This window comes from Aeromonas sp. R5-3 (genome assembly GCF_040908225.1).
Lineage (GTDB): Bacteria > Pseudomonadota > Gammaproteobacteria > Enterobacterales > Aeromonadaceae > Aeromonas > Aeromonas dhakensis.
In genome coordinates this window covers 511,608-536,201 of the sequence record NZ_JBFODH010000029.1, presented here as the reverse complement: position 1 = coordinate 536,201, position 24,594 = coordinate 511,608, and the positions used below count along the sequence as shown (strand labels likewise).

General features: G+C 61.5%; 22 protein-coding genes, 2 tRNA genes and 1 other annotated feature. Of the genes, 12 read left to right on the top strand and 12 right to left on the bottom strand.

The window, feature by feature from the left end:
* Positions 1-2,460, bottom strand: coding sequence for a bifunctional aspartate kinase/homoserine dehydrogenase I (thrA, locus tag AB5Y95_RS21720; RefSeq protein WP_201899002.1), 2,460 nt, complete (start codon positions 2,458-2,460; stop codon positions 1-3).
* A 58-nt stretch (positions 2,461-2,518) separates the two neighbouring features.
* Positions 2,519-2,648: a sequence feature (Thr leader region), on the bottom strand.
* 72 nt (positions 2,649-2,720) lie between these two features.
* Positions 2,721-3,413 (bottom strand): tRNA/rRNA methyltransferase, encoded by a 693-nt coding sequence (locus tag AB5Y95_RS21715; RefSeq protein WP_201899001.1) that lies wholly within the window; start codon positions 3,411-3,413, stop codon positions 2,721-2,723.
* Positions 3,414-3,608: 195 nt separating this feature from the next.
* Here AB5Y95_RS21715 and aceK point away from each other — a divergent pair, with 195 nt between their 5' ends.
* On the top strand, positions 3,609-5,336 hold the full coding sequence (aceK, locus tag AB5Y95_RS21710) for a bifunctional isocitrate dehydrogenase kinase/phosphatase (RefSeq protein ID WP_368162084.1): 1,728 nt from the start codon (positions 3,609-3,611) through the stop codon (positions 5,334-5,336).
* A 110-nt stretch (positions 5,337-5,446) separates the two neighbouring features.
* Here the strand turns inward: aceK and AB5Y95_RS21705 are convergent, their stop codons facing one another.
* On the bottom strand, positions 5,447-5,845 hold the full coding sequence (locus AB5Y95_RS21705; protein WP_010633332.1) for an META domain-containing protein: 399 nt from the start codon (positions 5,843-5,845) through the stop codon (positions 5,447-5,449).
* 172 nt (positions 5,846-6,017) lie between these two features.
* On the opposite strand from AB5Y95_RS21705, the gene AB5Y95_RS21700 reads away from it, so the two are divergent.
* Entirely contained in the window at positions 6,018-6,494 is a 477-nt protein-coding gene (locus tag AB5Y95_RS21700; protein WP_021463125.1) for a hypothetical protein, read from the top strand.
* Positions 6,495-6,499: 5 nt separating this feature from the next.
* On the opposite strand, the gene AB5Y95_RS21695 is transcribed toward AB5Y95_RS21700, so the two are convergent.
* Together AB5Y95_RS21695 and AB5Y95_RS21690 are read right to left on the bottom strand one after the other, a co-directional pair.
* The gene (locus AB5Y95_RS21695) at positions 6,500-6,979 is read right to left on the bottom strand and encodes a putative 4-hydroxy-4-methyl-2-oxoglutarate aldolase (protein WP_010633331.1); all 480 of its coding nucleotides are present in this window, start codon (positions 6,977-6,979) and stop codon (positions 6,500-6,502) included.
* 42 nt (positions 6,980-7,021) lie between these two features.
* The gene (locus AB5Y95_RS21690) at positions 7,022-7,438 is read right to left on the bottom strand and encodes a DUF3293 domain-containing protein (protein WP_368162082.1); all 417 of its coding nucleotides are present in this window, start codon (positions 7,436-7,438) and stop codon (positions 7,022-7,024) included.
* Positions 7,439-7,814: 376 nt separating this feature from the next.
* Between AB5Y95_RS21690 and arcA the strand changes: the two genes are divergently transcribed.
* Positions 7,815-8,534 carry a two-component system response regulator ArcA gene (gene arcA, locus AB5Y95_RS21685; protein WP_010633329.1) on the top strand — a complete coding sequence of 240 codons (720 nt, stop codon included), beginning with the start codon at positions 7,815-7,817 and terminating at the stop codon, positions 8,532-8,534.
* Positions 8,535-8,677: 143 nt separating this feature from the next.
* Here arcA and AB5Y95_RS21680 read toward each other — a convergent pair.
* Positions 8,678-8,752 (bottom strand) — tRNA-Gly (locus AB5Y95_RS21680).
* Positions 8,753-8,846: 94 nt separating this feature from the next.
* Positions 8,847-8,920 (bottom strand) — tRNA-Gly (locus AB5Y95_RS21675).
* Between the two features lie 201 nt (positions 8,921-9,121).
* Here AB5Y95_RS21675 and cydD point away from each other — a divergent pair.
* The 4 genes from cydD (at position 9,122) to AB5Y95_RS21655 (ending at position 13,669) form a co-directional block, all read left to right on the top strand.
* The gene (gene cydD, locus AB5Y95_RS21670) at positions 9,122-10,891 is read left to right on the top strand and encodes a cysteine/glutathione ABC transporter permease/ATP-binding protein CydD (RefSeq protein WP_368162079.1); all 1,770 of its coding nucleotides are present in this window, start codon (positions 9,122-9,124) and stop codon (positions 10,889-10,891) included.
* Entirely contained in the window at positions 10,884-12,629 is a 1,746-nt protein-coding gene (gene cydC / locus AB5Y95_RS21665) for a cysteine/glutathione ABC transporter ATP-binding protein/permease CydC (RefSeq protein WP_324042903.1), read from the top strand. The genes cydD and cydC overlap by 8 nt, the downstream gene beginning before the upstream one ends.
* Before the next feature lie 253 nt (positions 12,630-12,882).
* Entirely contained in the window at positions 12,883-13,254 is a 372-nt protein-coding gene (gene rcsF, locus AB5Y95_RS21660; RefSeq protein ID WP_010633326.1) for an Rcs stress response system protein RcsF, read from the top strand.
* A gap of 22 nt (positions 13,255-13,276) precedes the next feature.
* Entirely contained in the window at positions 13,277-13,669 is a 393-nt protein-coding gene (locus AB5Y95_RS21655; RefSeq protein WP_005303108.1) for a DUF488 domain-containing protein, read from the top strand.
* A 70-nt stretch (positions 13,670-13,739) separates the two neighbouring features.
* On the opposite strand, the gene AB5Y95_RS21650 is transcribed toward AB5Y95_RS21655, so the two are convergent.
* Positions 13,740-14,720 (bottom strand): NAD-dependent epimerase/dehydratase family protein, encoded by a 981-nt coding sequence (locus AB5Y95_RS21650; protein ID WP_368162077.1) that lies wholly within the window; start codon positions 14,718-14,720, stop codon positions 13,740-13,742.
* Positions 14,721-14,967: 247 nt separating this feature from the next.
* Between AB5Y95_RS21650 and tsaA the strand changes: the two genes are divergently transcribed.
* Positions 14,968-15,675, top strand: coding sequence for a tRNA (N6-threonylcarbamoyladenosine(37)-N6)-methyltransferase TrmO (gene tsaA / locus AB5Y95_RS21645; RefSeq protein WP_219325356.1), 708 nt, complete (start codon positions 14,968-14,970; stop codon positions 15,673-15,675).
* 39 nt (positions 15,676-15,714) lie between these two features.
* Here tsaA and AB5Y95_RS21640 read toward each other — a convergent pair whose 3' ends face one another.
* The 4 genes from AB5Y95_RS21640 to AB5Y95_RS21625 are packed head-to-tail and all read right to left on the bottom strand — an operon-like array spanning position 15,715 to position 20,394.
* Positions 15,715-17,160 (bottom strand): HD domain-containing phosphohydrolase, encoded by a 1,446-nt coding sequence (locus tag AB5Y95_RS21640; protein WP_017778395.1) that lies wholly within the window; start codon positions 17,158-17,160, stop codon positions 15,715-15,717.
* Positions 17,161-17,210: 50 nt separating this feature from the next.
* The gene (locus AB5Y95_RS21635; RefSeq protein ID WP_123245590.1) at positions 17,211-18,332 is read right to left on the bottom strand and encodes a beta-ketoacyl-ACP synthase III; all 1,122 of its coding nucleotides are present in this window, start codon (positions 18,330-18,332) and stop codon (positions 17,211-17,213) included.
* A gap of 55 nt (positions 18,333-18,387) precedes the next feature.
* Entirely contained in the window at positions 18,388-19,551 is a 1,164-nt protein-coding gene (locus tag AB5Y95_RS21630; RefSeq protein ID WP_368162073.1) for a VWA domain-containing protein, read from the bottom strand.
* The gene (locus tag AB5Y95_RS21625) at positions 19,552-20,394 is read right to left on the bottom strand and encodes a MoxR family ATPase (RefSeq protein ID WP_201891867.1); all 843 of its coding nucleotides are present in this window, start codon (positions 20,392-20,394) and stop codon (positions 19,552-19,554) included.
* A gap of 167 nt (positions 20,395-20,561) precedes the next feature.
* On the opposite strand from AB5Y95_RS21625, the gene cysK reads away from it, so the two are divergent.
* The 4 genes from cysK (at position 20,562) to crr (ending at position 24,555) form a co-directional block, all read left to right on the top strand.
* Positions 20,562-21,530, top strand: coding sequence for a cysteine synthase A (gene cysK, locus AB5Y95_RS21620; RefSeq protein WP_368162070.1), 969 nt, complete (start codon positions 20,562-20,564; stop codon positions 21,528-21,530).
* 442 nt (positions 21,531-21,972) lie between these two features.
* A complete protein-coding gene (locus AB5Y95_RS21615; RefSeq protein ID WP_005303128.1) occupies positions 21,973-22,230 on the top strand; it encodes an HPr family phosphocarrier protein in 258 nt (85 codons plus the stop codon).
* A 44-nt stretch (positions 22,231-22,274) separates the two neighbouring features.
* Positions 22,275-24,002, top strand: coding sequence for a phosphoenolpyruvate-protein phosphotransferase PtsI (gene ptsI, locus AB5Y95_RS21610; RefSeq protein WP_005303130.1), 1,728 nt, complete (start codon positions 22,275-22,277; stop codon positions 24,000-24,002).
* A gap of 43 nt (positions 24,003-24,045) precedes the next feature.
* A complete protein-coding gene (crr, locus tag AB5Y95_RS21605) occupies positions 24,046-24,555 on the top strand; it encodes a PTS glucose transporter subunit IIA (protein WP_005303134.1) in 510 nt (169 codons plus the stop codon).
* The last annotated feature ends 39 nt before the right edge of the window (positions 24,556-24,594 follow it).

Genomic DNA, 24,594 nt, shown 5'->3' with positions numbered 1-24,594 from the left:
TTACAACTCCTGCTTCCAGTTCTGGGTGCGCAGCACGTCGGCAAAGACGCCCGCGGCGGTCACTTCGGTACCGGCGCCATAGCCGCGCAGCACCAGCGGGATCGGCTGGTAGTAGGTAGAGAAGAAGGCGAGCGCGTTCTCCCCGTCTTTGACCTTGAACAGCGGCTCGTCGGCACCGACCGCCTTGATGGCGACCTTGCACTTGCCACCCTCGATGGAACCCACGTAGCGCAGCACCTTGCCTTCACGCTGGGCCGCCGCGAACTGATCGCGGAACCAGCCGTCAGCCTCCGGCAGGCGGGCCATAAAGGCTTCCACGTCGCCGCTCACATCAAAGCCCGGCGGCAGCGCCTGCTCCACTTCCACATCGGAGAGCTCCAGCGCCATACCAGCCTCGCGGGCCAGAATGAGCAGCTTGCGGGCCACGTCCATGCCGTTGAGGTCGTCGCGCGGATCCGGCTCGGTAAAGCCGTTGCCACGGGCAATCTTGGTGGCATCGGAGAAGGCCATCCCCTCGTCCAGCTTGCCGAAGATAAAGGAGAGCGAACCGGAGAGCACGCCGTCGAAGGCGCGCAGCTTGTCGCCAGCCTTGATCAGGTTCTGCAGGTTCTCGATGACCGGCAGGCCGGCGCCCACGTTGGTTTCGTACAGGAACTTGCGACGGGTCTGGCGGGCGGTGCGACGCAGCGCCTTGTAGTAATCGAGCGAGCCGGTGTTGGCCTTCTTGTTCGGGGTCACCACGTGGAAACCGGCGGCGAGGAAGTCGGCGTACTGGACGGCGATGGCCTCGCTGGAGGTGCAATCGACGATCACCGGGTTGATGAGGTGACTCTCTTCCACCAGCTTCTTCACCGCCTCCAGGCTGAAGCTGTCGCGGGCTTCCACCAGCTGTTCACGCCAGTTGGCGAGGTTCAGGCCATCCTTGTTGACCGCCATCTGGCGGCTGTTGGCGATGCCCACTACCCGCAGGCCAGTGCCCTGCTCGGCCAATACCGGCTGCTGGCGGGCAATCTGATCCACCAGGGCTGCGCCGACACCGCCGACGCCGACCACGAAGAGATCGATGAACTGTTGGCTGCCGAAGAAGTTCTGGTGGCAGGCCTTGATGGCTTCGGCCACCTTGCGATCCCGCACCACCGCAGAGATGGAGCGCTCGCTCGAGCCCTGGGCGATGGCGACGATGTTGATGGAAGCTTGCGCCAGCGAGGTGAAGAAGCGGGCCGCCATCCCCTTGCTGGTGCGCATGCCGTCACCGATGAGGGAGATGATCGCCAGATCCTGCATGATCTCCAGCGGATCCAGCAGCTGGTTCTTGAATTCCAGCTCGAACTCGCGCTCCAGCACCTTGCGGGTCTTGTCGCAGTCATAGCTGTGGATACAGAAGCTGACGCTGTACTCGGAGGATGACTGGGTGATGAGGACGATGCTGACCCCGGCGCGGGAGACGGCGGAGAAGATGCGGCCGGCCATGCCCACCATCCCCTTCATGCCGGGGCCGGAGACGTTGAACATGCACATGCCGGAGAGATCCGAGATGGCCTTCACCTTGAGGTCGTCATCCCCCTGCTCGACGCCGATAAGGGTGCCCGGCCCCTGCGGGTTGAAGCTGTTCTTGATGAGGCAGGGAATGTGGAACTGGGCCACCGGCGCGATGGTCTTCGGGTGCAGTACCTTGGCACCGAAGTAGGAGAGCTCCATCGCCTCCTTGTAGGAGAGGGTCTTCAGCAGATAGGCGTCCGGCACCAGGCGCGGGTCGCAGTTGTAGCAGCCCTCGACGTCGGTCCAGATCTCGCAGCACTCGGCATCGACGCAGGCGGCCAGCACGGCTGCGCTGTAATCCGACCCATTACGACCGAGCAGCACGGTTTCGCCCTTGTCGCTGCCACCGGTGAAGCCCGGCATCAGGTAAAGGCAGTCGCTACGCAACCCCTTGGCGGCGAAGCGCAAGCGGGAGGCTTCGATGTCGACGTGAGCCTCCAGATAGCCGCCGTCGGTCACCAGCAGCTCTTCCGGCACAATGAGGTCCAGCTCGAGGCCTCGTACCCGCAGCAGCTCGTGCATGAAGGCGATGGAGAGGTTCTCGCCCCGGCTCAGGATGCGGGCCTGCACGTTGTCCGGGCAGAGCCCCAGCAGGCGGATGCCCTGCATCAGCCGCTCCACCTGATCCAGTTCGCTGGTGAGACGGGCCTGCAGCGCCTTGTCATCCAGCGCCGGATAGGCTGCCTTCAAGCCGGCCAGCAGGCGGGAGAAGATACCGTTGATTTCAAACAGGGTGCTGCTGGCATCCATGCCGCGGCTGGTCTGCTCCACCAGGGCCACCAGGTGGTTGGTCACCTTGGCCGGTGCCGACAGCACCAGGGCAACCTGGGATTGGCCGTGGGTATTCACCGCGATATCGGCGACCCGTAAAAAACGCTCTGCATCGGCCAGTGACGACCCGCCAAACTTCAACACTCTCATCGCTTTCTCTCCCTGTGATCCTTGCAAATTTGCCCGAAAATGGTTCTGAAAATCATCCAACAAAAAGGCCCGTACTGGGTGGGTACGGGCCTTTTCTGATTTCTGTGCTTGTTCGTCAGCGCATCAACCGGCCCCAGTGCCACCTGTGGTGGTACCGGTAATAATGGTGGTGGTGATGACGCTGGTGAATAACTGCATGACGAACACTCTTGAACGAAGCTGGCTTTTAGCAATACCGCGCCGGGCGCAGGGCTGTCAACCTAAACCTCTTTGCCAAGTTTGCGGGCAAGGTCTTTGCAGAGCAGGTGGAGCATATTCAAATCCCGCTGCGGTAGCATGGGCACTCGGTCCATCACCCACTGATGCAGTTTTTCATCCTGCGAAACACCTAGATCACCAAGAATTTCTGCTGTTTTGCTTTTCAGTACCCGAACCTGTCCGGCGTTATCAATATTTTCTGCTAGCGCCTCGGGCTCATCAAGCAACTGGCTCAGCTCGTAGGCATACAGCATGATCGCCTGGCCCAGGTTCAGGGACGGGTAGCTCACCTTGAGCGGCAGGTAACTGATGAGATCGACCTGGGCCAGCTGCTCGTTGGAGAGGCCCGACTCCTCGCAACCAAACACGATGGCGACCTTGTCCAAGGAAGGCTTGGCCTTGATCTGGTCACGAATCTCCGCCGGAGTGAGGTAGTGCTGATAACGGCCGCGCTGGCGGGCAGTGGTGGCCACCACCAGATCCATGTCGGCCAGCGCCTCTTCCAGGGTGTCGAACGCCTCGGCCTGGGCCAGGATCTCCTGTGCACCGTGGGCCACCCAGCTCGCCTCCTCCTCTTCGTGCACCCGGCTTGCCACCAGTCGCATGGCATCAAAGCCCATGGTTTTCATGGCGCGGGCGGCGGCGCCCACGTTGGCAGGGCGGGCGGGGGCCACCAGCACAAAATAGAGTTTCATCGGGTCTTCTCCTGGGCAGGGCCGAACGTGCAAACCACAGCGGAACGTCGGCAAAACAGGGGCGCAATCTACCGTTTTCACCCGAAAATTGCCACTTGAACAGACGTTTGAATATTGCCATAGTGGCCAGGAATGTGGACAAATTGCAGCCAATCCCAGGCGCCATCGGCCCGACAGATCACAAGGAAGAGAGAGATGCAGCAGCCATTGGAACAGGCCGTCGCCGAGACGATTCTGCAACGCTTCGAGTCGTTTTACAGCCGGTTTCTCGAAATCACCCAGGGCAGCAAGAGCCGTTTTGAAAACAGCGACTGGCTCGGAGTGCAGCTGGCGGGGCGCGAGCGCATCCGCCTCTATGACCACCACGTGGGGGCGACGGCCGGCTCCATCCGCCAGATGATGGGAGAACACCACGCCACCCAGGAGCTGCTCAAGCGGGTCAAGGGGGCCTTCAGCGACCTGCTGCCCAAGTGCGAGAACTTCGAGGTGGCGGAGTCCTTCTTCAACTCCGTCTACCGCCGCATCTTTCGCCATCGCAACATCCGCGACGAGAACCTCTACATCCACCCTTTCGTCAGCCGCGGTGACAAACCCGATCTGAGCGCATTGCTGCGCATCTATCGCACCGATCTCGCCCACCTGCCGCAGACCCTGAGCCAACTGCTGGGAGATTACAGCTTCACCCTGCCCTATGAGGACAAACAGCGGGATATTGTCGATATCCATCGCCATCTTGCCGAGAACGGTCCGCATATTCTGCACGATGAGCCTTTCGCCATCGAACTATTGAGAGAGGTCTTCTACCGCAACAAGGGGGCCTATCTGGTGGGGCTGATCCGGGCAAGGGAGCAGGTCTTTCCCTTCATCCTGCCCCTGCTCAGCACCGGCCAGAGCATCTATGTGGATACCGTCATCTTCGAGCCGGATCTCGCCTCCATCGTGTTTGGCTTCGCCCGCGCCTACTTCATGGTCTATGCCCCGGTGCCGGCGCTGTTCGTCGCCTTCTTGCGCCAGATCATGCCCCACAAGCCGGACTACGAGATCTACAACGCCATCGGCTGCCAGAAGCACGGCAAGACCGAGATCTACCGCCACTATCAGCACCATCTGGCCCAGAGCCGCGAGCAGTTCGTCATCGCGCCGGGCATCAAGGGAATGGTGATGAGCGTGTTCACCCTCCCCTCCTACGACGTGGTGTTCAAAGTGATAAAGGACGAGTTCACGCCCCCCAAGGACGTGAGCCACGAGCAGGTGAAGGCGAAGTACCGGCTGGTAAAGCAGCACGACCGGGTGGGGCGGATGGCCGATACCCAGGAGTTCACCAACTTCGAGTTTCCCCTCGATCGCATCTCGCCGGAGCTGCTGGCCGAACTCAAGGCGGTGGCCCCCTCGGCGCTCACCATCACCGCCGACAAGCTGGTGATCAAGCACCTCTACACAGAGCGCAAGATGATCCCGCTCAACCTCTATCTGGACAAGGCAGACGAGCAGCAGACCCGGCTCGCGCTGGAGGAGTACGGCAACGCCATCAAGCAGCTGGCGGCGGCCAACATCTTCCCGGGGGACATGCTGTTCAAGAACTTCGGCGTCACCCGCCACGGCCGGGTGGTGTTCTACGACTATGACGAGATCTGCTACATGACGGAGTGCAACTTCCGCCAGATCCCGCCACCGCGCTACCCCGAAGACGAATGGAGCGCCGAGCCCTGGTATTCGGTGGCCCCCAACGACATTTTCCCCGAGGAGTTCGCCACCTTCCTGCTGCAAAAGCCGCAGGTGCGCGAGATCATGCTGGCGCTGCACAAGGAGATGTTCGACGCCAACTACTGGAAGATGCTGCAGAGCAACATCAAGGAGGGGGTGTTCGAGGATGTCTATCCCTACCGGCGCAAGAAGCGTTTCAAGTTCCAGCGCGGCGGCTAATCGATCCACGCCCCGTTGCAAAAGGGAGTGCAAATAGCAAAAGGGACGCCGTGGCGTCCCTTTCTGCATCCGGCTGCGTGCGCTACGACAGCCTCTGACAAAAACGTCAGTTACTTGGCGGCAGGCATGGCGTCAAAGGTGAGCAGTGCCGCCTTGTTGGCGTCGCTCAGCACCAGCTGCTGGCCACTGATCTGGAAGCTCGCCACTTTCTCCAGCGTCTGCAGGTAGAGCATCTCCTTGCCGGCCAGCTCGCCCATGCACATCATGCGGGTCGAGCCCATGGGGCCCAGCGCCAGTACGCCGTCACCCTGCTGGGTGATGCTGCCGAAATAGCGGTTGCAGCCGCCTTTGCCCGCCACCTTGTCACCGGCGACTTGCAGGGTAAAGGTGTCGCCGCTCGCCCCTTGCAGTTGCCAGGTGGAGGCTTGCAGTTGCGTCAGTTTGGAACCAGTGGCCATGGCGCAGCCCCCCAGGGCCAGCGCGGCCAGCAGAGTCAGTTTCTTGTTCATGGATTCACCTCTCGATATCAGCGAAATAGGGGAAGAAACAGGATGATGGGGGCCTGTGTATCATGAGACCAGAGCAAATCAAAACTGTTTTATTGTGATCGGGGTTCCCTTTACTAACAGCTGGCATGTGCCATGCTTGTATTCCTGTTCCGGACCCAGGGAGGGGAAAAGAATGGTCAAATCATCCGTCATCGCACTCGTCTCATGCCTCAGCCTCACCGCCCAGGCCGCCGACTGGGATTTCCTCAAGAACGATACCGACAGCCAGCTCTACGTCAAAAGCTACTCAGGCGTCCTGCTCGGCAGTCAGACTCATCACAACGACAGTTTCGATCTCTGGCTTATCAATACCGGCTATCAATATCCGCTGCACGATGGCGTCAGCCTCTACATGGAAGCAGGCCCGGCCATCGGCCCCAGCAGCGAGCAATCCGGTTACAACCTGAGCTCGGGGGTGCGCTACCAGCTCTCCCCCATGCTCAACATCGGCAGCCAGCTCAAACAGCTGGAGCTGAACAAGCCCAGCACCCTGCTGGAGCTCAACACCAGCCTGCTGCTGACCCCGCAACTGGCCATCACCGCCAACTACGGCGTCAGCGCCTTTCGCACCGAACAATCCCTCAGCGTCGGGGTCGGCTTCAACTTCTAGCGAGATCAGATAAGCCGGGTGGCGCTCACCAGCACGCCGTTGAGATCGGCGTAGACATAGTCACCCGGATGTATGGTCACCCCGGCAAACGACACCACCGCATCCAGCTCACCCAGCCCCCGTTTCTCGGTCTTGACCGGGCAGGGCGCCAGCGCCTTGACCCCCAGCGCCAGCGTCGCCAGCGTGCCCACGTCGCGCACGGCGCCGTAGATCACGATTCCTTCCCAGCCCTGCTCCGCCGCCTTGATCGCCAGCTGATCGCCGAGCAGGGCGCGGCGCAGGGAACCGCCGCCATCGATCACCATCACCCGCCCCTGCCCGGGCCGGTTGACCAGCTCCCGCACCAGGCTGTTGTCCTCGTAACAGGATAGAGTGACCGCCTGGCCGTGAAACAGCGCCTTGCCACCAAAATTTTGAAACAGCGGCTCCGCCACCTGCAGAGCATCGCCATACTCGTCACAGAGATCGGGCAGTAGATCCAGCATCATAAGTCTCCTTCCATGGACATGAATTCGCTCATTCTTTCATCAAGAAGAGCCCCTGACAATCCAGTGGGATTCAATTCTGCCCAGATGGTGTGGCTCCCCCGCCAGCAACACCGGCAGCAGCCAGATCTCCCCCTGTTCCACCCAGTAGATGGCATTCTGACCAAAACGGGCTGCCAGTTGGATGGCCTCGCTGCGCGGGCAGGCCAGCAGCAGCGACGACTCCTGCCATGTTTCATCCAGCGAACTGCCCCGGCAAGGTCCCATCACCTGCCAACTAGGAACCGCCGCAATGGCCCGCCACAGGGCCCGCTGACGGCGGGTATTGCGACGCATTCCCAGCTGGCGACTGGCCGGATTCCAGGCCGTCACTATGGCGTAGGCAGGCCATTTCGGCGCCGAAAAGGGTGCAATAAAGCAGATTTTTCTGTAGTTTTCCCACAAATTCATGTCAACCACATGTTACATTCCATTACATTTTATAGGGGCGAAAATGGGGGCAACCCCAAGTATCATGCTGTGAACTCAGGGTTTGACCTATATCAAACCAGAGTTAAAAAGTTGCTATCTGACGGCAAAGAGTGTTGTTATGCGCCTGTTAACTGATAAAATGCAGCCACTTTTGTAATGGACTACCTTTCCAGGCTTCTCTCGCTCAGACTTATTGAGAGCCTATGTGTGGCACAGGGATGTTTGCCAACGCTGATGCCAAATTCGCGATAATCCGACCTGATATTCATACCCAGGATGACGTAATTAATTTTCAGGACCGGTCGGGTAACGCCAAAGAGTGTTAAAATTTAGATAATTAACTGATAAGAATCTGGGAATACTCATGCAAACACCACACATTCTGATCGTCGAAGACGAACTGGTCACTCGCAATACCCTGAAAAGCATCTTCGAGGCAGAGGGCTATATCGTGCTCGAAGCCAACAATGGCGACGAAATGCATCAGGCCCTGACTGCCCACACCATCAACCTGGTGATCATGGACATCAACCTGCCGGGCAAGAATGGCCTGCTGCTGGCTCGTGAGCTGCGTGAAGACGACAACATCGCCCTGATGTTCCTGACCGGTCGCGACAACGAAGTGGACAAGATCCTGGGTCTGGAAATCGGCGCCGACGATTACATCACCAAGCCGTTCAACCCCCGCGAGCTGACCATCCGTGCCCGCAACCTGCTGAGCCGCACCATGAACGTGGCCGCCGGTGGCGAAGAGAAGAAACTGGTGGAGCGTTACCTGTTCAACGGCTGGGCACTGGACATCAACAGCCGCGCCCTTGTCAGCCCGGCTGGCGACATGTTCAAGCTGCCGCGCTCCGAGTTCCGCGCCATGCTGCACTTCTGCGAAAACCCGGGCCAGATCCAGACCCGTGCCGAGCTGCTCAAGAAGATGACCGGCCGTGAGCTCAAGCCCCACGACCGTACCGTGGATGTCACCATCCGCCGCATCCGCAAGCACTTCGAGAGCGTCAACGACACCCCCGAGATCATCGCCACCATCCACGGCGAAGGCTATCGCTTCTGCGGCGAGCTGGAGCAGGAATAATCCTCCCTCCCGAGTTGAAAAGGCGCCGATGGCGCCTTTTCCATTTCTGCGCCTTTCAGGGTGGCCGATCTGGCACTATCGCCGGCATCAAAAAACAGACAACAAAAAGCCCACTCGCAGGAGTGGGCTTTTTGCATCAAGGCTGGAGCGGGCAGCGGGAATCGAACCCGCATCATCAGCTTGGAAGGCTGAGGTAATAGCCATTATACGATGCCCGCCTGGCATCAAAACTTTCTTGGTGTGATGGGGAAACCCCACGACAGACAGCCGTTTCGGCTGATGTGACAACGGCTTTGGCCATTATCAGGAATTTGGAGCGGGTGATGGGAATCGAACCCACGTATGCAGCTTGGGAAGCTACCGTTCTACCATTGAACTACACCCGCGTCAGGGCCTCTACTATATGCATTTTGCCGCCGAGCGCAATCACCCCGATACGGTTTTTTACCATAAATCAATCTGTTCGACCAACTAATGAGCAGCGCGCCGCTTTTTCCATCAATCGTTTTCACCGGCCGGAATTTACAAGGTTGCCAAGCCTGGGGGGCGAGGATAGTCTTGCGCCACTCGACGCGAGGATGGTGGTAATGGATAAAAAAACGCAAAAACGACTCTATGGCTGGTTGCGCAATCAATCGAGCCACGGCCGGCGCTGGATCGGCCTCTCCATCGGCTTTGGCCTGGGGCAGGGCATCCTGATGGTGGCGCAGGCCTGGCTGCTGGCCACCCTGCTGCACGGCTTCATCATCGAAGACGCCACCCCGGCGGGATCCATTCCCCTCTTCATTACCCTGCTGCTGGTCACCCTTGGCAAGGCGGTGCTGGCCTATGGCCGCGAGGTGGCCAGCTTCAAGGCCGGCAGCGCGGTGCGCCAGGCCATCCGCGAGCTGGTGCTCACCCGCCTCGGCCGGTTGGGACCGGCCTACATCCAGCGTCGACCGGCCGGCAGCTGGGCCAGCCTGCAGCTGGAACAGATTGAAAACATGCAGGACTTCTTCTCCCGCTACCTGCCGCAAATGGCGATTGCCGTGTTCATTCCGGTGGTGATCCTGGTGGCCGTGTTCCCGGTCAACTGGGCCGCTGGCCTCATTCTGCTGGGCACGGCGCCCCTCATCCCGCTGTTCATGATCCTGGTGGGGGTCGGCGCCGCCGATGCCAACCGCCGCAACTTCCAGGCGCTGGCCCGTCTCTCCGGCCACTTCCTCGATCGCCTCAAGGGCCTGCGCACCCTGCAGCTCTTCATGCGCACCCAGGCGGAAGGGGATGCCATTCGCGATGCCTCGGAAGATTTTCGCGAACGCACCATGGAGGTGCTGCGCCTTGCCTTCCTCAGCACCGCCGTACTGGAGTTCTTCGCCGCCCTCTCGGTGGCACTGGTGGCCGTCTACTTCGGGTTCTCCTATATCGATCACCTGAACTTCGGCCACTATGGCACCAAAGTGACCCTCTTTACCGGCCTGTTCGTGCTGTTTCTCGCTCCCGAGTTCTACGCCCCGCTGCGCGAGCTCGGTGCCCACTACCACGCCAAGGCGCAGGCCATCGGCGCCGCCGAACAGCTGCTGGAGTTCCTCGAGGCCGAGGTGAGTGAACCCGCCTCAGGCAATGCGTCGTTCCATGCCGACTCCCCCATCAGGGTGGAAGCCCGCGCCCTGGAGGTGCTGAGCGCCGAGGGCAAGGTGCTGGTCGGCCCCATCAACTTCACCCTGGAAGCGGGTTCACGCACCGCCCTCATCGGCATCAGCGGCGCCGGCAAGAGCTCGCTGGTCAACGCCCTGCTCGGCTTTGCCCCCTATCGCGGCGAGCTCAAGGTCAACGGCCAGGAGCTGGCCAGCCTAGACATGAGCCAGTGGCGCAGGCAGCTGGGCTGGCTCTCCCAGAACCCCCAGCTGTTCCACGCCTCGCTGCGTGACAACCTGCTGCTGGCCAAGCCCGCCGCCAGTGACGACGAACTGGAAGAGGCCCTGAAACGGGCCCAGGCATGGGAGTTCGCCATGGAGAAGGGGCTCGACTATGCGGTGGGGGATCAGGCCGGCGGCCTCTCGGTCGGGCAGGCCCAGCGCCTGGCGCTGGCCCGTACCCTGCTCAAGTCCACCCAGCTGATGGTGCTGGACGAGCCGACCGCCAGCCTGGATCGCCACTCCGAGCGAGCCATCATGACCACGCTGGAGCAGGTCATCGCCAACCAGACCCTGCTGATGATCACCCACCGCCTCGATCAGCTCACCAAGATGGACCAGATCCTGGTGCTGGAGCGTGGCAAGCTGGTGGAGCAAGGCAACTTCCAGCAACTCAGCACCGCGCAGGGGCCGTTCGCCCACCTGCTCTCCCAACGTAACGAGGGTTCTCTCGATGACTGATCTCTTGCCGTTTCTGCGCCTCTATCGCCAGCACTGGCTCAGCCTCTCCATCGGTCTGCTGCTGGCACTGGTCACCCTGGCGGCCGGGATGGGACTGCTGTCGCTCTCCGGCTGGTTTCTCTCAGCCGCCGCCGTGGCGGGGCTGACGACGGCCACCCGCGATCACTTCAACTACATGACGCCGGCCGGCGGGGTGCGCTTCTTCTCCATCATCCGCACCGCCGGCCGCTGGGGTGAGCGAGTGGTGAGCCACGACGCCACCTTCCGGGTACTGACCCGGCTGCGGGTCTGGTTCTGGCAAAAGCTCTCGCCGCTCTCCACCGGTGCCCTGGCAGGCTTTCGCCAGGCGGACCTGCTCAACCGGCTGGTGGCCGACATCGACGCCATGGACCACGTATACCTGCGGCTGGTCACTCCCATAGGCGCGGCCCTGCTCAGCACTGCCGGTCTGGTGCTCTTTCTCTCCTTCTTTGACAGCGAGCTGGCCCTCACCCTGGGTGCCATCCTGCTGTTTGGCATGATTGCCCTGCCGCTGGTGTTCTACTTCCTCGGCCGCAAGCCCGGACAGGCGCTGATAGCGGAAAAATCGAGCCTGCGTACCCGTCTGGTGGACTATCTGGACGGTCAGGCCGAGCTGCAGATGTTTGCCGCCGCCCCCCGGGCGCGCGACGAGCTGCAGCAGGCCGAACAGGCGCTGATCCAGGCCCAGGCCCGCATGGCCCGGGTGAGCGGGCTGGCCAACGGCTCGGTGCAACTGCTGAGCGGCTGGACCCTCACCCTGATGCTGTGGCTGGCCGGCCACGGGGTAGCGGGCGCTGCGCCGGATCCCATCACGGCGCTGATGGTATTCGCCACCCTGGCCAGCTTCGAGGCGCTGATGCCGCTGGCCGGTGCCTTCCAGCACCTCTCCACCAGCCTCACCTCGGCCCGCCGCCTCAACGAGATCCTGCAAGAGGCCAAGGCCCCCGAGTGGGGCCACGAAGAGCGCCACGCGCCACAGGGGGCGCTGCAGATAAGCGACCTTTATTTCAGCTACCCAGGCAACCCGCAGCCGGTGCTGCGCGGCTGCACCCTGCAGCTGCAGGCCGGCGAGAAGCTGGCGCTGCTGGGCCAGACCGGCTGTGGCAAGTCCACTCTGATGGGACTGCTGACCCGCGAATGGCACCCGCAGGCTGGCAAGATCCTGCTCGATGGCAAGCCGCTCACCGACTACAGCGAAGGGGCGCTGCGCGCCTCCCTCTCGGTGGTGAGCCAGCGGGTGCACCTGTTTGCCGATACCCTGCGCGGCAACCTCAAGCTGGCCGCCCCCCATGCCAGTGACGAGCAGCTGGTGCAGGTGCTGACCCAGGTCGGCCTCGCCAATCTGCTGGAAGATGACAACGGCCACAGCGACAGCGGGCTCGATGCCTGGCTGGGGGATGGCGGCCGGCCGCTCTCCGGTGGCGAACGCCGGCGCATCGGCATCGCCCGCGCCCTGCTGCACGACGCGCCGCTCTGGCTGCTGGATGAGCCGACCGAGGGGCTCGACAGCCAGACCGAGCGGGAGATCATGGATCTGCTGTTCAAGCTGGGGGCAGATCGCACCCTGCTGCTCATCTCCCACCGTTTGCTGGGGCTGGAGCAGATGGACCGGATCGCCCTGATGGAAGAGGGGCAGATCCGCCTCTGCGCCCCCCATCAGGCGCTGCTGGCCGACGACTACTACCGCAGCCTGCATCAGCGGCTGACGCCGACCTGATCAGCAACGAGAGAGGGGCGCCCAGTGCGCCCCTCTCTCGTGACAGCAGGCCAGTCATCTTTGCCGGCAGCGTGAAGCCGCACAGGCAACACGTGGCCGGATCCTTGTCACACCCCGTCCATACGGCTAAAAATGGGGCTGGTCGACACCGTCGACTGGCCCCTATAATGGCCCCTTCGCTATTCCACAAGATGCCGACATGGAGCGCCTGCGCCTTGCTACTGTCCTCATCACCGACACAAGATACGAGACGATGAAACGCCTGATCCTGATGATGCCCCTGATTGCCTCCGGCTGCGCCGACTTTGCCTTCAACAGCAATCTGGACAAAGAGAACTTCGACGAGTACTTCAAGCCGGGCAGCGTTCAGATCTATGAACAGGGCCAGCTGGCCGATCTCAACTACCTCTACCTCGGCACCGTCGAAGGAGAGTCCTGCCAGAGCGATGCCAAGCAGCCGATCCCCAACGCCGGTGAGGCCCGCACCCTGGCCCGCCGCCGCGTGGCCGACATGGGCGGCAACGGCGTCACCTTCGACAAGTGCGCCGAATTCAGCGACACCCCGGGTTGCCTGAAACAGGTGATCTGCTACGGTCAGGCGCTGAAAGTCGCCACCGAGAAATAAGCGTCAACTGCAAGGAGCCTGCATGGCACTGGCCATCGTTCGCCTCGGCACACCCCGCCTGCCCGACGAGGGGCTGCGGATCGGCACAGTGCGCCGCCCGCCCCGCGGCGTGCCCAAAACCGAGTTTGCCAGCCAGGATTGGTACGACGTCTGGTTCCCCAATCTCGCCCCCAGCAACGACACCATGAAGCTGGGCCAGGCTGCCGAGACACCCGCCCAGTGGAGTGCCTTCTGCAAACAGTACAAGGCAGAGCTGGCCACTCCCGCCGCCAGGCACGATCTGGCGCTGCTGGCAGCCCTCTCCCACACCACCAACCTGTCGGTGGGCTGTTACTGCGAGCAGGAGTCCCGCTGTCATCGCGCCATCTTGCGCGAGCAACTGACCGCCGCCGGCGCCGCCATGCGCGCCGAATAACGCCGCTCACATCAGACAGAAAAGGGCATCTCTCGATGCCCTTTTGCTTTGCTGCCGCACTTGTTGGCCTCTAGCGGACCAGCTGACGCAGCCGCGTCTCCTGCTCGGCGGTGATGCCGGCGGCCACCACAGCGTCCGGCGCGCCGGCCAGCCACTCGGCCACATCCGCCACCGTCTCCTCCAGCGGCCGAAAATTGAGGCCCTGCACGATGGCCGCCTCGGCGCTGATGCGGCCATAGCCGGCATACTCGGGCTGTGCATTGGGCAACAGGGTCGGGTAGCTCTGCCAGGGCTCCACCCCGGCGGCCAGCAGCGCGGGCCAGGGCGCCCATTCGGGCAGGATCGCAGTGGCGGGGGCCAGCCTGGCGGCCAGGCGATCCACCCAGTCGCTCAGCGCGATGCCCGGTTTGACCAGGTTGAAGATGCCGCTCAATTGCTGCTCGGCGGCCCGCAGCACGAACTCGGCACAGTCGCGCACGTCCAGATATTGCAACCGATCTTCCCCCTGCCCCGGAAGCAGCCAGGGGCCGCCTCGCTGCACCCGCGTGATCCACCAGGCCAGCCGACCGGTGGGATCATGGGGGCCGCACAAGACGCCCGGGCGCAAGATGCAGAGCCGCTCGCCCCAACGGGCACGATAGGTCGCCTCGCACAACACCTTGAGGGGACCGTAATCTTCCGCCAGCTCCCCCTCGGCACTCTCGTGCAGCGGCGCCGACTCGTCCTGCCCGGGTTGGGCGAAGTCGCGATAGACGCTGATGGTGGAGATGAAGATCAGCCGCTCGCAGCGCCCGAGCAGGGCGGCCGAGAGGCTCGCCGCCTGTTCAGGACGATAGCAGCAGGTATCGATGGCCAGATCCCAGCCATCCTGATGGTGATGCAGCGGGGTCAGGTCCTGATCCCGGTCCCCCTGCAGCTGGCTGAGCTCGCGCCAGTCCGGATGCTGGCGCCGGCCGCGATTGAACAAGGTCACCTCGTGGCCCCAGTCCAGCGCCAGTGAGGCGAGATGGCGACCCAGAAATCCGGTGCCGCCGATGATCAGCAGTTTCATCCCTGTCTCCCCTGTGCGGCGCGGCCCATCCTCGATGGCCACGCCGGTTGTGCCGGCCCGCCCTGCCGGCGGACGGACCTTTCACTCTTCCTGCGCCCACCCTACGCAAGTTGGCGGCGCGATACAGCCTTCGGGCGGCCGGGATGGGAGCGGGATCACGGCAAACGGAGAGCCACCGGCTGGCGGGCAAGCCTGCGTTTTAAGGGCTGCTGTGCTACATTGCCGGGGTTTTCAGTCAGGATCCGCCATGAAGTTCGAAATCGACACCCTGGGTATCATCCGCTCTCCCTACAAGGAGAAGTTCGCCATCCCGCGCCAGCCCGGTCTGGTCAAATCGGCCCGCGCCCGCCTCGAGCTGCTGCCTCCCTACGATCAGCCGGACGTGCTGCGCGGCATCGAGCAGTTCTCCCACCTCTGGCTCAGCTTCGTGTTTCACCAGACCATGGAGCAGGGCTGGCACCCGACGGTGCGCCCGCCACGCCTGGGCGGCAACGAGCGGGTCGGGGTGTTCGCCACCCGCTCCACCTTTCGCCCCAACCCGCTCGGCCTCTCGGTGGTCGAGCTGCACGGGGTCGGCCGTGCGCGCGGCAAACTCTGGCTCGAGCTGGGGGCGGTGGACCTGCTCGATGGCACCCCCATCGTCGACATCAAGCCCTATGTTCCCTATGCCGACAGCCTGCCGGATGCCCGCGGCGGTTTTGCCCCCGATGCCCCCACCCCGCCGCTGGCGGTGAGTTTCAGCCCGGAGGCGGAGCTGCAGCTGCAACCCTGGCTCAAGGCCCACCCCGAGCTGCGCCTGCTGGTGAGCGAAGTGCTGGCCCAGGATCCCCGCCCCGCCTACAAGAAGGGCAAGCCGGATGACAAGGAGTACGGCGTCAGGCTGTTTGACTGCAACGTGCGCTTTCGCATCAGCGAGCCCAGTTGCCTGGTGCTCGCCATCGAGCCGGCCCAGTGAGCCAGCCATAAAAAAACCACCCGTTCGGGTGGTTTTTTGTCAGTCGTGATCCTTGTGCCTGAGGGCAATCTGGCGAAATTCCTCCTCGCAGGCGAGGAAGGCGTCGACGATGGCCGGATCGAAATGGCGGCCACGCCCCTCCACTATGATGGTTCTGGCCTGCTCATGGCTGAAGGCGGGCTTGTAGACCCGTTTTGAGATGAGGGCGTCGTAGACATCCGCCAGCGCCATCAGCCGCCCCGACAAGGGGATCGCCTCCCCCGCCAGCCCAGCCGGATAGCCGCTGCCATCCCACTTCTCGTGGTGAGTGAGGGAGATCTCCCGCGCCAGCCGCAGGAAGGAGTTGGAACCGAGCTGGGCTTCGGCGCTCGCCAGCGCATCGGCGCCAATCTGGGGGTGGCGCTTCATGATGGCGAACTCCTCGTCCGTCAGCTTGCCCGGCTTGAGCAGGATGGCATCGGGAATGCCCACCTTGCCCACGTCGTGCAGCGGCGCCGACTTGAACAGCAGATCGATGGTGGCATCGTCCAGCGGATAGCGCTCCCAGTCGCTGCGGCTCAACTGCTCCGCCAGCACCTTGACGTAGAACTGGGTGCGGATGATGTGGGCGCCGGTCTCGTTGTCGCGGGTCTCCGCCAGCGAGGCGAGCCCCAGGATGGCCACGTCCCGGGTCAGGTTGAGCTCGTCCTGGCGCGCCTTCAGCTCGCCGATCATCTGGTTGGTGCCGGCGGCAATCAGGCCGAACTCATCGTCCCGGATCACCGGCACCCGCGCCTCCAGATCGCCGCACTGCACCTGCGCCATGGCGCGAGTCTGATGCATCAGGGAGAGGGTCAGGTTGCGGCCATAGCCGCGAATGATGAGCCAGAGATAACCGAAGGTCACCACCATCACGAAGGCGATCTCCAGCAAGATGTAGTGTTGGGCATCGAGCCGCGGCAGGCTCTTGTCCACCGTGACCAGCCACTCCAGATCCTTGTTGAACAGCAGGAAGAACACAGCGCCAAGCAGGGTCAGGGTGGTGAAGGCGAACAGGGAGAACTTGCGGGAAACCGGCATGGCCAGCGGCTGGTTCAGCACCAGGCAGGCCTGATGTTCCCGCAGCTTGGCCCGCTGCCAGTCCCGCTGCAGCGACAGATCCGCCGCCACCAGAAAGCCCAGGGTGCTCATCCCCAACAGGATCTTGAGGTGGCTCTCCAGCGGAAAATCATACCGGATGCCGTTGTAGCCAGAGAGCAGCAAGGCCCCCAGCAGGTAGAAGCCCACCTCCAGCCCGAAGCCTCCCAGCCCCTGACCGGACAGCGTCACCTTGCGCAGCAGCTGATCGCGCAGGACAAACATGATGGTGAAGGTCACCAGCGCGGGCCCCAGCAGCTGGGGCAGCGTCAGGCTCTCCAGAAATGGGCAGACCTGCAGCCCGTAAAGACAAAAGAGTGACAGCGTCACCCCGTAGTGAAGGGCGCAGCGCCCCGTGATCCTCTGCATGATTCCACCCAAACCTTATCGTCATGACGGCGGGGAGATGACCCCGCCCCTCACAGGCGCCGCAACAGCAGGCTCCCGATCGAATAGCCGGCGCCAAACGAGCAGAGCACGCCGCGGGCCCCCGCGGGAAGGTCGCGATTGTACAGATGGAACGCAATAATGGAACCCGCCGAACTGGTGTTGCCGTAGCTGTCGAGGATCACCGGCGCCTCCTGCTGGCTGGCATCGTGGCCGAGCAGCTTGCGGGCGATGAACTGGTTCATGGTCAGATTGGCCTGGTGGAGCCAGAGGCGGCTCAGGGAATCTGCCGCCCAGCCCTGCTCATCGAGCTGGCCGGCGATCTGGTCGCACACCAGCGGCAGCACCTCCTTGAACACCTTGCGCCCCTGCTGGCGGAACAGCTTGTCATCGCCGTAACGGGTGCGCGGGCTGAGCCGGTTTAAAAAGCCAAAGTTGTTGCGGATGTTGTTGGAGTATTGGGTCACCAGCTTGCTGGCCACCAGTTGCCAGGGGTTGGCCACCTGGCAATCGGCCTCCCGCTCCAGCAGCACGGCGGTACAGGCGTCACCGAAGATGAAGTGGCTGTCTCTGTCTCGAAAGTTGAGGTGGCCCGAGCAGATCTCCGGGTTGACTACCAGCGCCAGTCGGGCGGTACCAGCCGCCAGCATGTCCGCCGCCGTCTTGATGCCGAAGGTGGCGGAGGAGCAGGCCACGTTCATGTCAAAGGCCATGCCGCCCGCCCCCAGATAGTGCTGCAGTTCGATGGAGAGGGCTGGATAGGGGCGCGGCATGTTGGAGGCAGCCACTATAACCAGATCGATCTCCCCCGGCTCGCGACCGGCGGCGATCAGCGCCTGCTCGGCGGCGGCCACCGCCATCTCCACCATGATGGAGGGCTTGTCATCGGGTCGCTCCGCCATCAATGGTTGCATGATGTCGGGATCCAGCACCCCCTCCTTGCTCACCAGATAACGGCTCTTGATGCCGGAGGCCTTCTCGATGAACTCGCTGCTCGAATGCTGTTTGGCGGGGAGCTGGCCGGCGTCGATGGCGGAGGCGTTCTCCTCGTTGTAGAGATCCACGTACTGGTTGAAGGCGGCCACCAGCGCTTCGTTGCTGACGGCAAAGGGAGGGGTATAGAGGCCTGAGCCACTGATCACGATAGAGGTCATCTTTGCTCCTCGCCGGGTTCACTCCCGGCTTGTTGGTCTGTTCGGGTAGAGAGGGTCACAGCTGGTCAATGGCCGCAGCCAGACCCGCCAGAGTCAGCGGGTGCATGCGCCCGCCGATCAATTCGTTCATCAACTTGATGGAGGGGTGCCAGAGCCACTCCCGCCGCGGGGTGGGATTGATCCACACCAGCTTGGGAAAATGCTGCTGCAGGCGGGCCAGCCACACCTGACCGGCCTCCTCGTTCCAATATTCGACGCTGCCGCCGGGCCAGGTGATCTCGTAGGGGCCCATGGTGGCATCCCCCACCAGGATCACCTTGTAGTCGCTGCCGTAGGTGCGCAGCAGGCGCAGGGTGTCGAAGCGCTCCTCGTGCCTGCGGGCGTTGTCTCGCCAGACAAAGTCGTAGAGACAGTTGTGAAAATAGAAGTACTCCAGGTGTTTGAACTCGTGGCGCAGAGCAGAAAAGAGCCGCTGCACCTCGGCCACGTGGGCATCCATGGAGCCTCCCACGTCGAAGAAGACCAGCAGCTTGACCCCGTTGTGGCGCTCGGGTCTGAGCTTCACATCGAGCCAGCCCTGCCTGGCCGTGCTCCGGATGGTGTCGTCGAGATCCAGCTCATCGGGGTTGCCCTGACGCACCCAGCGCCTGAGTTTGCGCAACGCCAGCTGGATGGCCCGTTGCCCCAGCGGCGAATCCTCGCTGAAGTTGCGATAATGGCGCGCCTCCCACACCTTGACCGCCTTGCCATGCTGGCCCTCTCCCCCCATGCGGATCCCTTCCGGGTGAAAACCGCCGTGGCCGAACGGGCTGCTGCCACCGGTGCCGACCCACTTGTTGCCGCCGGCGTGGCGCTCCTTCTGCTCGTTCAAGCGCTGGTTGAGGGTCGCCAGCAGCTGATCCAGCCCGCCGAGGGATTGGAGCAACGCCTTCTCCTCGGCGTTCAGCAGCCGCTCGAACTCCTTGCGCAGCCACTCATCGGGCAGGCTCTCCGGCAACAGGGGGATGGCGGCCAACCCCTCGTAATACTCGGCGAAGGCGCGATCGAAACGATCGTAGTGAGCCTCGTCTTTTACCAGCAGGCAGCGGGAGAGCTGGTAGAACTCGTCCATGTCGAGACTGGCCAGCCGGGCTGCCAGCGCCCCGTGCAAGTCCAGAAGTTCGCGCAGACTGCAGGGGAGCTGGTGGCGGCGCAGGTGGGTAAAAAAGTCGATCAGCATCTAGCTACCACGGCGGGCCAGAAAGGCGAGCTTCTCAAAGAGATGCAGGTCCTGCTCTGTCTTGAGCAGGGCGCCGTAGAGGGCGGGCACCAGCTTGCCTGGCTCGCGGGCGCGCATCGCCTCGGGGGCGATGTCGTCAGCCAACAGCAGCCGGATCCAGTCCAAGAGTTCCGAGGTGGAGGGTTTCTTGCGCAGCCCCTCTACTTCCCGCAGTTCGAAAAAGAGATCCATCGCCTCACCGAGCAGGCTCTCCTTGAGGTCGGGGTAGTGAAGTTTGACGATGGCCTGCATCTCGGCCTTGTCGGGGAAGCGGATGTAGTGGAAGAAGCAGCGGCGCAGGAAGGCATCCGGCAGCTCTTTTTCATTGTTGGAAGTGATGATGACCACTGGGCGCTGGCGGGCCTTGATGCGCTCGCCGGTCTCGTAGACGTCGAACTCCATCCGATCCAGCTCCTGCAGCAGATCGTTGGGAAACTCGATGTCCGCCTTGTCGATTTCATCGATAAGCAGCACAGGACGCTGGTCGGCAGTGAAAGCCTGCCACAGCTTGCCGCGGCGGATGTAGTGGCCTATCTCCCCTACCCTGGGGTCGCCGAGCTGGGAGTCCCGCAGCCTGGCCACCGCATCGTATTCATAGAGCCCCTGCTGGGCCTTGGTGGTGGATTTGATGTGCCAGGCGATAAGCTCGGTGCCCAGATGGCTGGCCACGGCCTCTGCCAACTCGGTCTTGCCCGTGCCGGGTTCCCCCTTGATGAGCAGCGGCTTCTCCAGCACGATGGCGGCATTGACCGCCATCTTGAGCGCCTCTGAGGCGAGATAGCGATCGCTTCCTGCAAATCCCATAACGTCCATTCCTTTGACGACGAGAGACCTTTTCGCGAGGGAGGTCTCAATAAGAAAGAATAAGCTCTATATCTTGTAATAACATATTGTTATAACAAATCGTCACTTCTCATTCAGAAACCACAGGGTAATCTTGTTTCATCGCCGTAACAAACAGGGATAGCACCATGAGCAAAATTTTTGAGGACAACAGCCAGACCATAGGTCACACCCCTCTGGTTCGTCTCAACCGTGTTACCAAGGGCCGCGTGCTGGCCAAGATTGAGAGCCGAAACCCGAGCTTCAGCGTCAAGTGCCGTATCGGCGCCAACCTGATCTGGGATGCCGAGAAGCGCGGCGTGCTGACCCAGGGCAAGGAGATCATCGAACCCACCAGCGGCAACACGGGTATTGCTCTGGCCTTCGTGGCCGCCGCCCGTGGCTATCCCATCACATTGACCATGCCGGCCACCATGAGCCTGGAGCGCCGCAAGCTGCTCAAGGCACTCGGTGCCAACCTGGTGCTGACCGAAGGGCCGCTCGGCATGAAGGGCGCCATTGCCAAGGCCAACGAGATCCTCGAGTCCGAGCCCGGCAAATACGTGCTGCTACAACAGTTTGAAAACCCGGCCAACCCGGAAATCCACGAGAAAACCACTGGTCCCGAGATCTGGGATGCCACCGATGGTGACGTGGATGTGTTCGTGGCCGGCGTCGGTACCGGCGGCACCATTACCGGTGTCTCCCGCTACCTGAAACAGACCAAGGGCAAGGCGGTGGTCTCTGTCGCCGTCGAGCCGAGCGAATCGCCGGTGATCAGCCAGCGTCTGGCCGGTCTTGAAATCAAACCGGGCCCCCACAAGATCCAGGGCATAGGTGCCGGCTTCATCCCGGGCAACCTGGACCTCACCCTGCTGGATCGTGTCGAGCAGGTAAGCAGCGATGACGCCATCGAGATGGCTCGCCGCCTGATGGAAGAGGAAGGCATTCTGGCCGGCATCAGCTCAGGTGCCGCCGTGGTAGCCGCAGCTCGCCTCGCCGAGCTGCCGGAGTTTGAAGGCAAGACCATAGTGGTCATCCTGCCGAGCGCTGCCGAGCGCTACCTCTCCAGCGCCCTGTTTGCCGGGGTGTTCAGCGAACAAGAGCTGCAGCAATAAGTGATCGGATTATTTCAAAACAACGGCGCTCCCAGGAGCGCCGTTTCTTTATGGGCTAGACTGAGCACTTGGCAGCGCCAGTCGACCCCTTATTTTTCGGGGTAAAATAACAAGCAAAGCAGTGACGAAAAAAGCAGACATTCTGTGATAAATCTCATATCCTGTGCCGCGTCACGAGGTGTTTGCCGACTAGGTATCACAAAGTAACAAAGTGTTATTTTTCGTTATAAAATAATTTCAAGCCAGCATTGACGCGGCTTGTAGCGCGATAACGGAAAAGAGTTGAGGCAGACACCGAATACTGCACAGAAAATTGACCTGGATTAAACCATTGCAGGTCTGATTTCGTTACTTTACAACATATCCATACTGACACGGTGCGAGAAGGAAGCGTCAAAAGCATCCCTCACACCAAAAAATATCAATAATATGGGGTGAAACCATGTACGAGAAGTCTGTTGTTATTACTGCTGAAAACGGCCTGCACACCCGTCCGGCAGCTCAGTTCGTGAAAGAAGCCAAAGAATTCCAAAGCGAGATCACTGTGGTCTCCGGTGGCAAATCCGCCAGCGCCAAGAGCCTGTTCAAGCTGCAGACCCTGGGCCTGACCAAAGGCACCAACGTGACCATCCAGGCCGACGGCCCGGACGCTCAGAAAGCCGTTGAGAAGCTGGTTGCCCTGATGGACGAGCTGGAGTAATCCAGCTTTATTCCTCCCCCACAGTCGTTTTAATAGGAAGGATTATGATATCTGGCATTCTTGCGTCCCCCGGTATCGCATTCGGCAAGGCGCTTCTTCTGAAAGAAGATGAAATCGTTATCAATCAGGGCAAAATCGCTGCCGAACAGATTGATGCCGAAATCAACCGCTTCCTCGAAGCCCGCACCAAGTCAGCCGCACAGCTGGAAGCCATCAAAGAGATGGCCGGTCGCACCTTCGGTGAAGAAAAAGAGGCCATCTTCGAAGGCCACATCATGCTGCTCGAAGATGAAGAGCTGGAAGGGGATATCAGATCCTTCATCAAAGACAACAAGGCCACCGCTGACAAGGCCATCTACGAGGTCATCGAGCAGTACGCGAAGATGATGGCCGAGCTGGATGACCCCTATCTGCGCGAGCGCGCCACCGACTTCCGTGATATCGGCACCCGTCTGGTCAAGAACGTACTGGGCATCGCCGTTGTCAACCTGAGCACCATCGACGAAGAGGTGATCCTGGTCGCCAAAGACCTGACCCCGTCCGAAACCGCTCAGATCAACCTGAAATACGTGCTGGGTTTCGTCACCGACATCGGTGGCCGTACTTCCCACACCTCCATCATGGCCCGCTCCCTGGAGCTGCCGGCCATCGTGGGCACCAACGACATCACCGAGCGCGTCAAGAATGGTGACGTGCTGGTGCTGGACGCGATCAACAACCAGATCGTCCTCAACCCGACTGCCGAACAGCTGGCCAAGTTCAAAGAGATTCAGGCCCAGTTCCAGGCCGAAAAAGACGAGCTGGCCAAGCTGAAAGATCTGCCTGCCATCACCCTGGATGGCCATCAGGTCGAAGTGTGCGCCAACATCGGTACCGTCAAGGATACCGAGGGTGCCATCCGCAACGGCGCCGAAGGCGTGGGTCTGTACCGTACCGAGTTCCTGTTCATGGACCGTGACGCGCTGCCGACCGAAGACGAGCAGTTCAAAGCCTACAAAGAAGTGGCCGAAGCGATGCCGGATCAACCGATCATCGTGCGCACCATGGACATCGGCGGCGACAAAGAACTGCCCTACATGAATTTCCCGAAAGAGATGAACCCCTTCCTGGGCTGGCGTGCCGTGCGGATCTTCTTCGATCGCGCCGACATCATGCACGCCCAGCTGCGGGCCATCCTGCGTGCGTCTGCCTTCGGCAAACTGCGCATCATGTTCCCGATGATCATCTCCGTCGAAGAGTTCCGCAGCCTCAAGGCCACCGTAGAGACGCTGAAAGCCGAACTGCGTGCCGAAGGCAAAGCCTTTGATGAATCCATCGAAGTGGGTATCATGATCGAGACCCCGGCTGCTGCCGTGATGGCTCATCATCTGGCCAAGGAAGTGGATTTCTTCAGTATCGGTACCAACGATTTGACCCAGTACACCCTGGCCGTCGACCGTGGTAACGAGATGATTTCCGCCATGTACAACCCGCTGTCACCCTCCGTCCTGACCCTGATCAAGATGGTTATCGATGCATCCCACGCCGAAGGCAAGTGGACCGGTATGTGTGGTGAACTGGCTGGTGACGAGCGTGCCACCCTGCTGCTGCTGGGTATGGGTCTGGATGAGTTCTCCATGAGCGCCATCTCTGTACCGCGTATCAAGAAGCTTATCCGCAACACCAACTTCGAAGATGTGAAGGCCATGGCTGATCAAGCGCTGAGCTTTGCCACCGCCGCCGAAATCGAAGCCTGTGTAGATAACTTTATTAAGCAGAAGGCAGTCTGCTAAGATCGGCTGCAAACAGCGACAATCATCTCTAGGAGCTTTTACTATGGGTCTGTTTGATAAACTGAAGAAACTGGTTTCCGATGACAGCTCTGATACCGGCGGCATCGAAATTTTTGCCCCGCTGTCAGGCGAAATCGTACCGATCGAAGATGTGCCCGACGTGGTCTTCGCCGAGAAGATCGTCGGTGACGGCATCGCCATCAAGCCGGCTGGCAACAAGATGGTTGCTCCGTGCGACGGCACCATCGGCAAGATCTTCGAGACCAACCACGCGTTCTCGCTGGAATCCGACTCTGGTATCGAGCTGTTCGTTCACTTCGGTATCGACACCGTTGAGCTGAAAGGCGAAGGCTTCAAGCGCATCGCCCAGGAAGGTCAACAGGTCAAGCGCGGTGACACCATCATCGAGTTCGATCTGGCCGTTCTGGAAGCCAAAGCCAAATCTACCCTGACTCCGGTGGTCATCTCCAACATGGACGAGATCAAAGAGCTGGTGAAGATGACGGGTGCCGTGACCGTGGGCGAGACCCCGGTGATCCGCATCAAGAAATAAGGCCGCCCGGGCAAGCGCCCGCCGCCGTACAAAAAACCG

Coding starts and splice junctions, on each gene's coding strand:
- aceK (WP_368162084.1), top strand. CDS start 3,609: ATGCAGCAGCCATTGGAACAGGCCGTCGCCGAGACGATTCTGCAACGC.
- AB5Y95_RS21695 (WP_010633331.1), bottom strand. CDS start 6,979: ATGCTGGATCTACTGCCCGATCTCTGTGACGAGTATGGCGATGCTCTG.
- AB5Y95_RS21705 (WP_010633332.1), bottom strand. CDS start 5,845: ATGAACAAGAAACTGACTCTGCTGGCCGCGCTGGCCCTGGGGGGCTGC.
- ptsI (WP_005303130.1), top strand. CDS start 22,275: ATGATATCTGGCATTCTTGCGTCCCCCGGTATCGCATTCGGCAAGGCG.
- AB5Y95_RS21625 (WP_201891867.1), bottom strand. CDS start 20,394: ATGGGATTTGCAGGAAGCGATCGCTATCTCGCCTCAGAGGCGCTCAAG.
- rcsF (WP_010633326.1), top strand. CDS start 12,883: ATGAAACGCCTGATCCTGATGATGCCCCTGATTGCCTCCGGCTGCGCC.
- AB5Y95_RS21700 (WP_021463125.1), top strand. CDS start 6,018: ATGGTCAAATCATCCGTCATCGCACTCGTCTCATGCCTCAGCCTCACC.
- crr (WP_005303134.1), top strand. CDS start 24,046: ATGGGTCTGTTTGATAAACTGAAGAAACTGGTTTCCGATGACAGCTCT.
- cydC (WP_324042903.1), top strand. CDS start 10,884: ATGACTGATCTCTTGCCGTTTCTGCGCCTCTATCGCCAGCACTGGCTC.
- AB5Y95_RS21615 (WP_005303128.1), top strand. CDS start 21,973: ATGTACGAGAAGTCTGTTGTTATTACTGCTGAAAACGGCCTGCACACC.
- AB5Y95_RS21655 (WP_005303108.1), top strand. CDS start 13,277: ATGGCACTGGCCATCGTTCGCCTCGGCACACCCCGCCTGCCCGACGAG.
- cysK (WP_368162070.1), top strand. CDS start 20,562: ATGAGCAAAATTTTTGAGGACAACAGCCAGACCATAGGTCACACCCCT.
- arcA (WP_010633329.1), top strand. CDS start 7,815: ATGCAAACACCACACATTCTGATCGTCGAAGACGAACTGGTCACTCGC.
- AB5Y95_RS21635 (WP_123245590.1), bottom strand. CDS start 18,332: ATGACCTCTATCGTGATCAGTGGCTCAGGCCTCTATACCCCTCCCTTT.
- AB5Y95_RS21630 (WP_368162073.1), bottom strand. CDS start 19,551: ATGCTGATCGACTTTTTTACCCACCTGCGCCGCCACCAGCTCCCCTGC.
- AB5Y95_RS21650 (WP_368162077.1), bottom strand. CDS start 14,720: ATGAAACTGCTGATCATCGGCGGCACCGGATTTCTGGGTCGCCATCTC.
- AB5Y95_RS21640 (WP_017778395.1), bottom strand. CDS start 17,160: ATGCAGAGGATCACGGGGCGCTGCGCCCTTCACTACGGGGTGACGCTG.
- cydD (WP_368162079.1), top strand. CDS start 9,122: ATGGATAAAAAAACGCAAAAACGACTCTATGGCTGGTTGCGCAATCAA.
- tsaA (WP_219325356.1), top strand. CDS start 14,968: ATGAAGTTCGAAATCGACACCCTGGGTATCATCCGCTCTCCCTACAAG.
- AB5Y95_RS21715 (WP_201899001.1), bottom strand. CDS start 3,413: ATGAAACTCTATTTTGTGCTGGTGGCCCCCGCCCGCCCTGCCAACGTG.
- thrA (WP_201899002.1), bottom strand. CDS start 2,460: ATGAGAGTGTTGAAGTTTGGCGGGTCGTCACTGGCCGATGCAGAGCGT.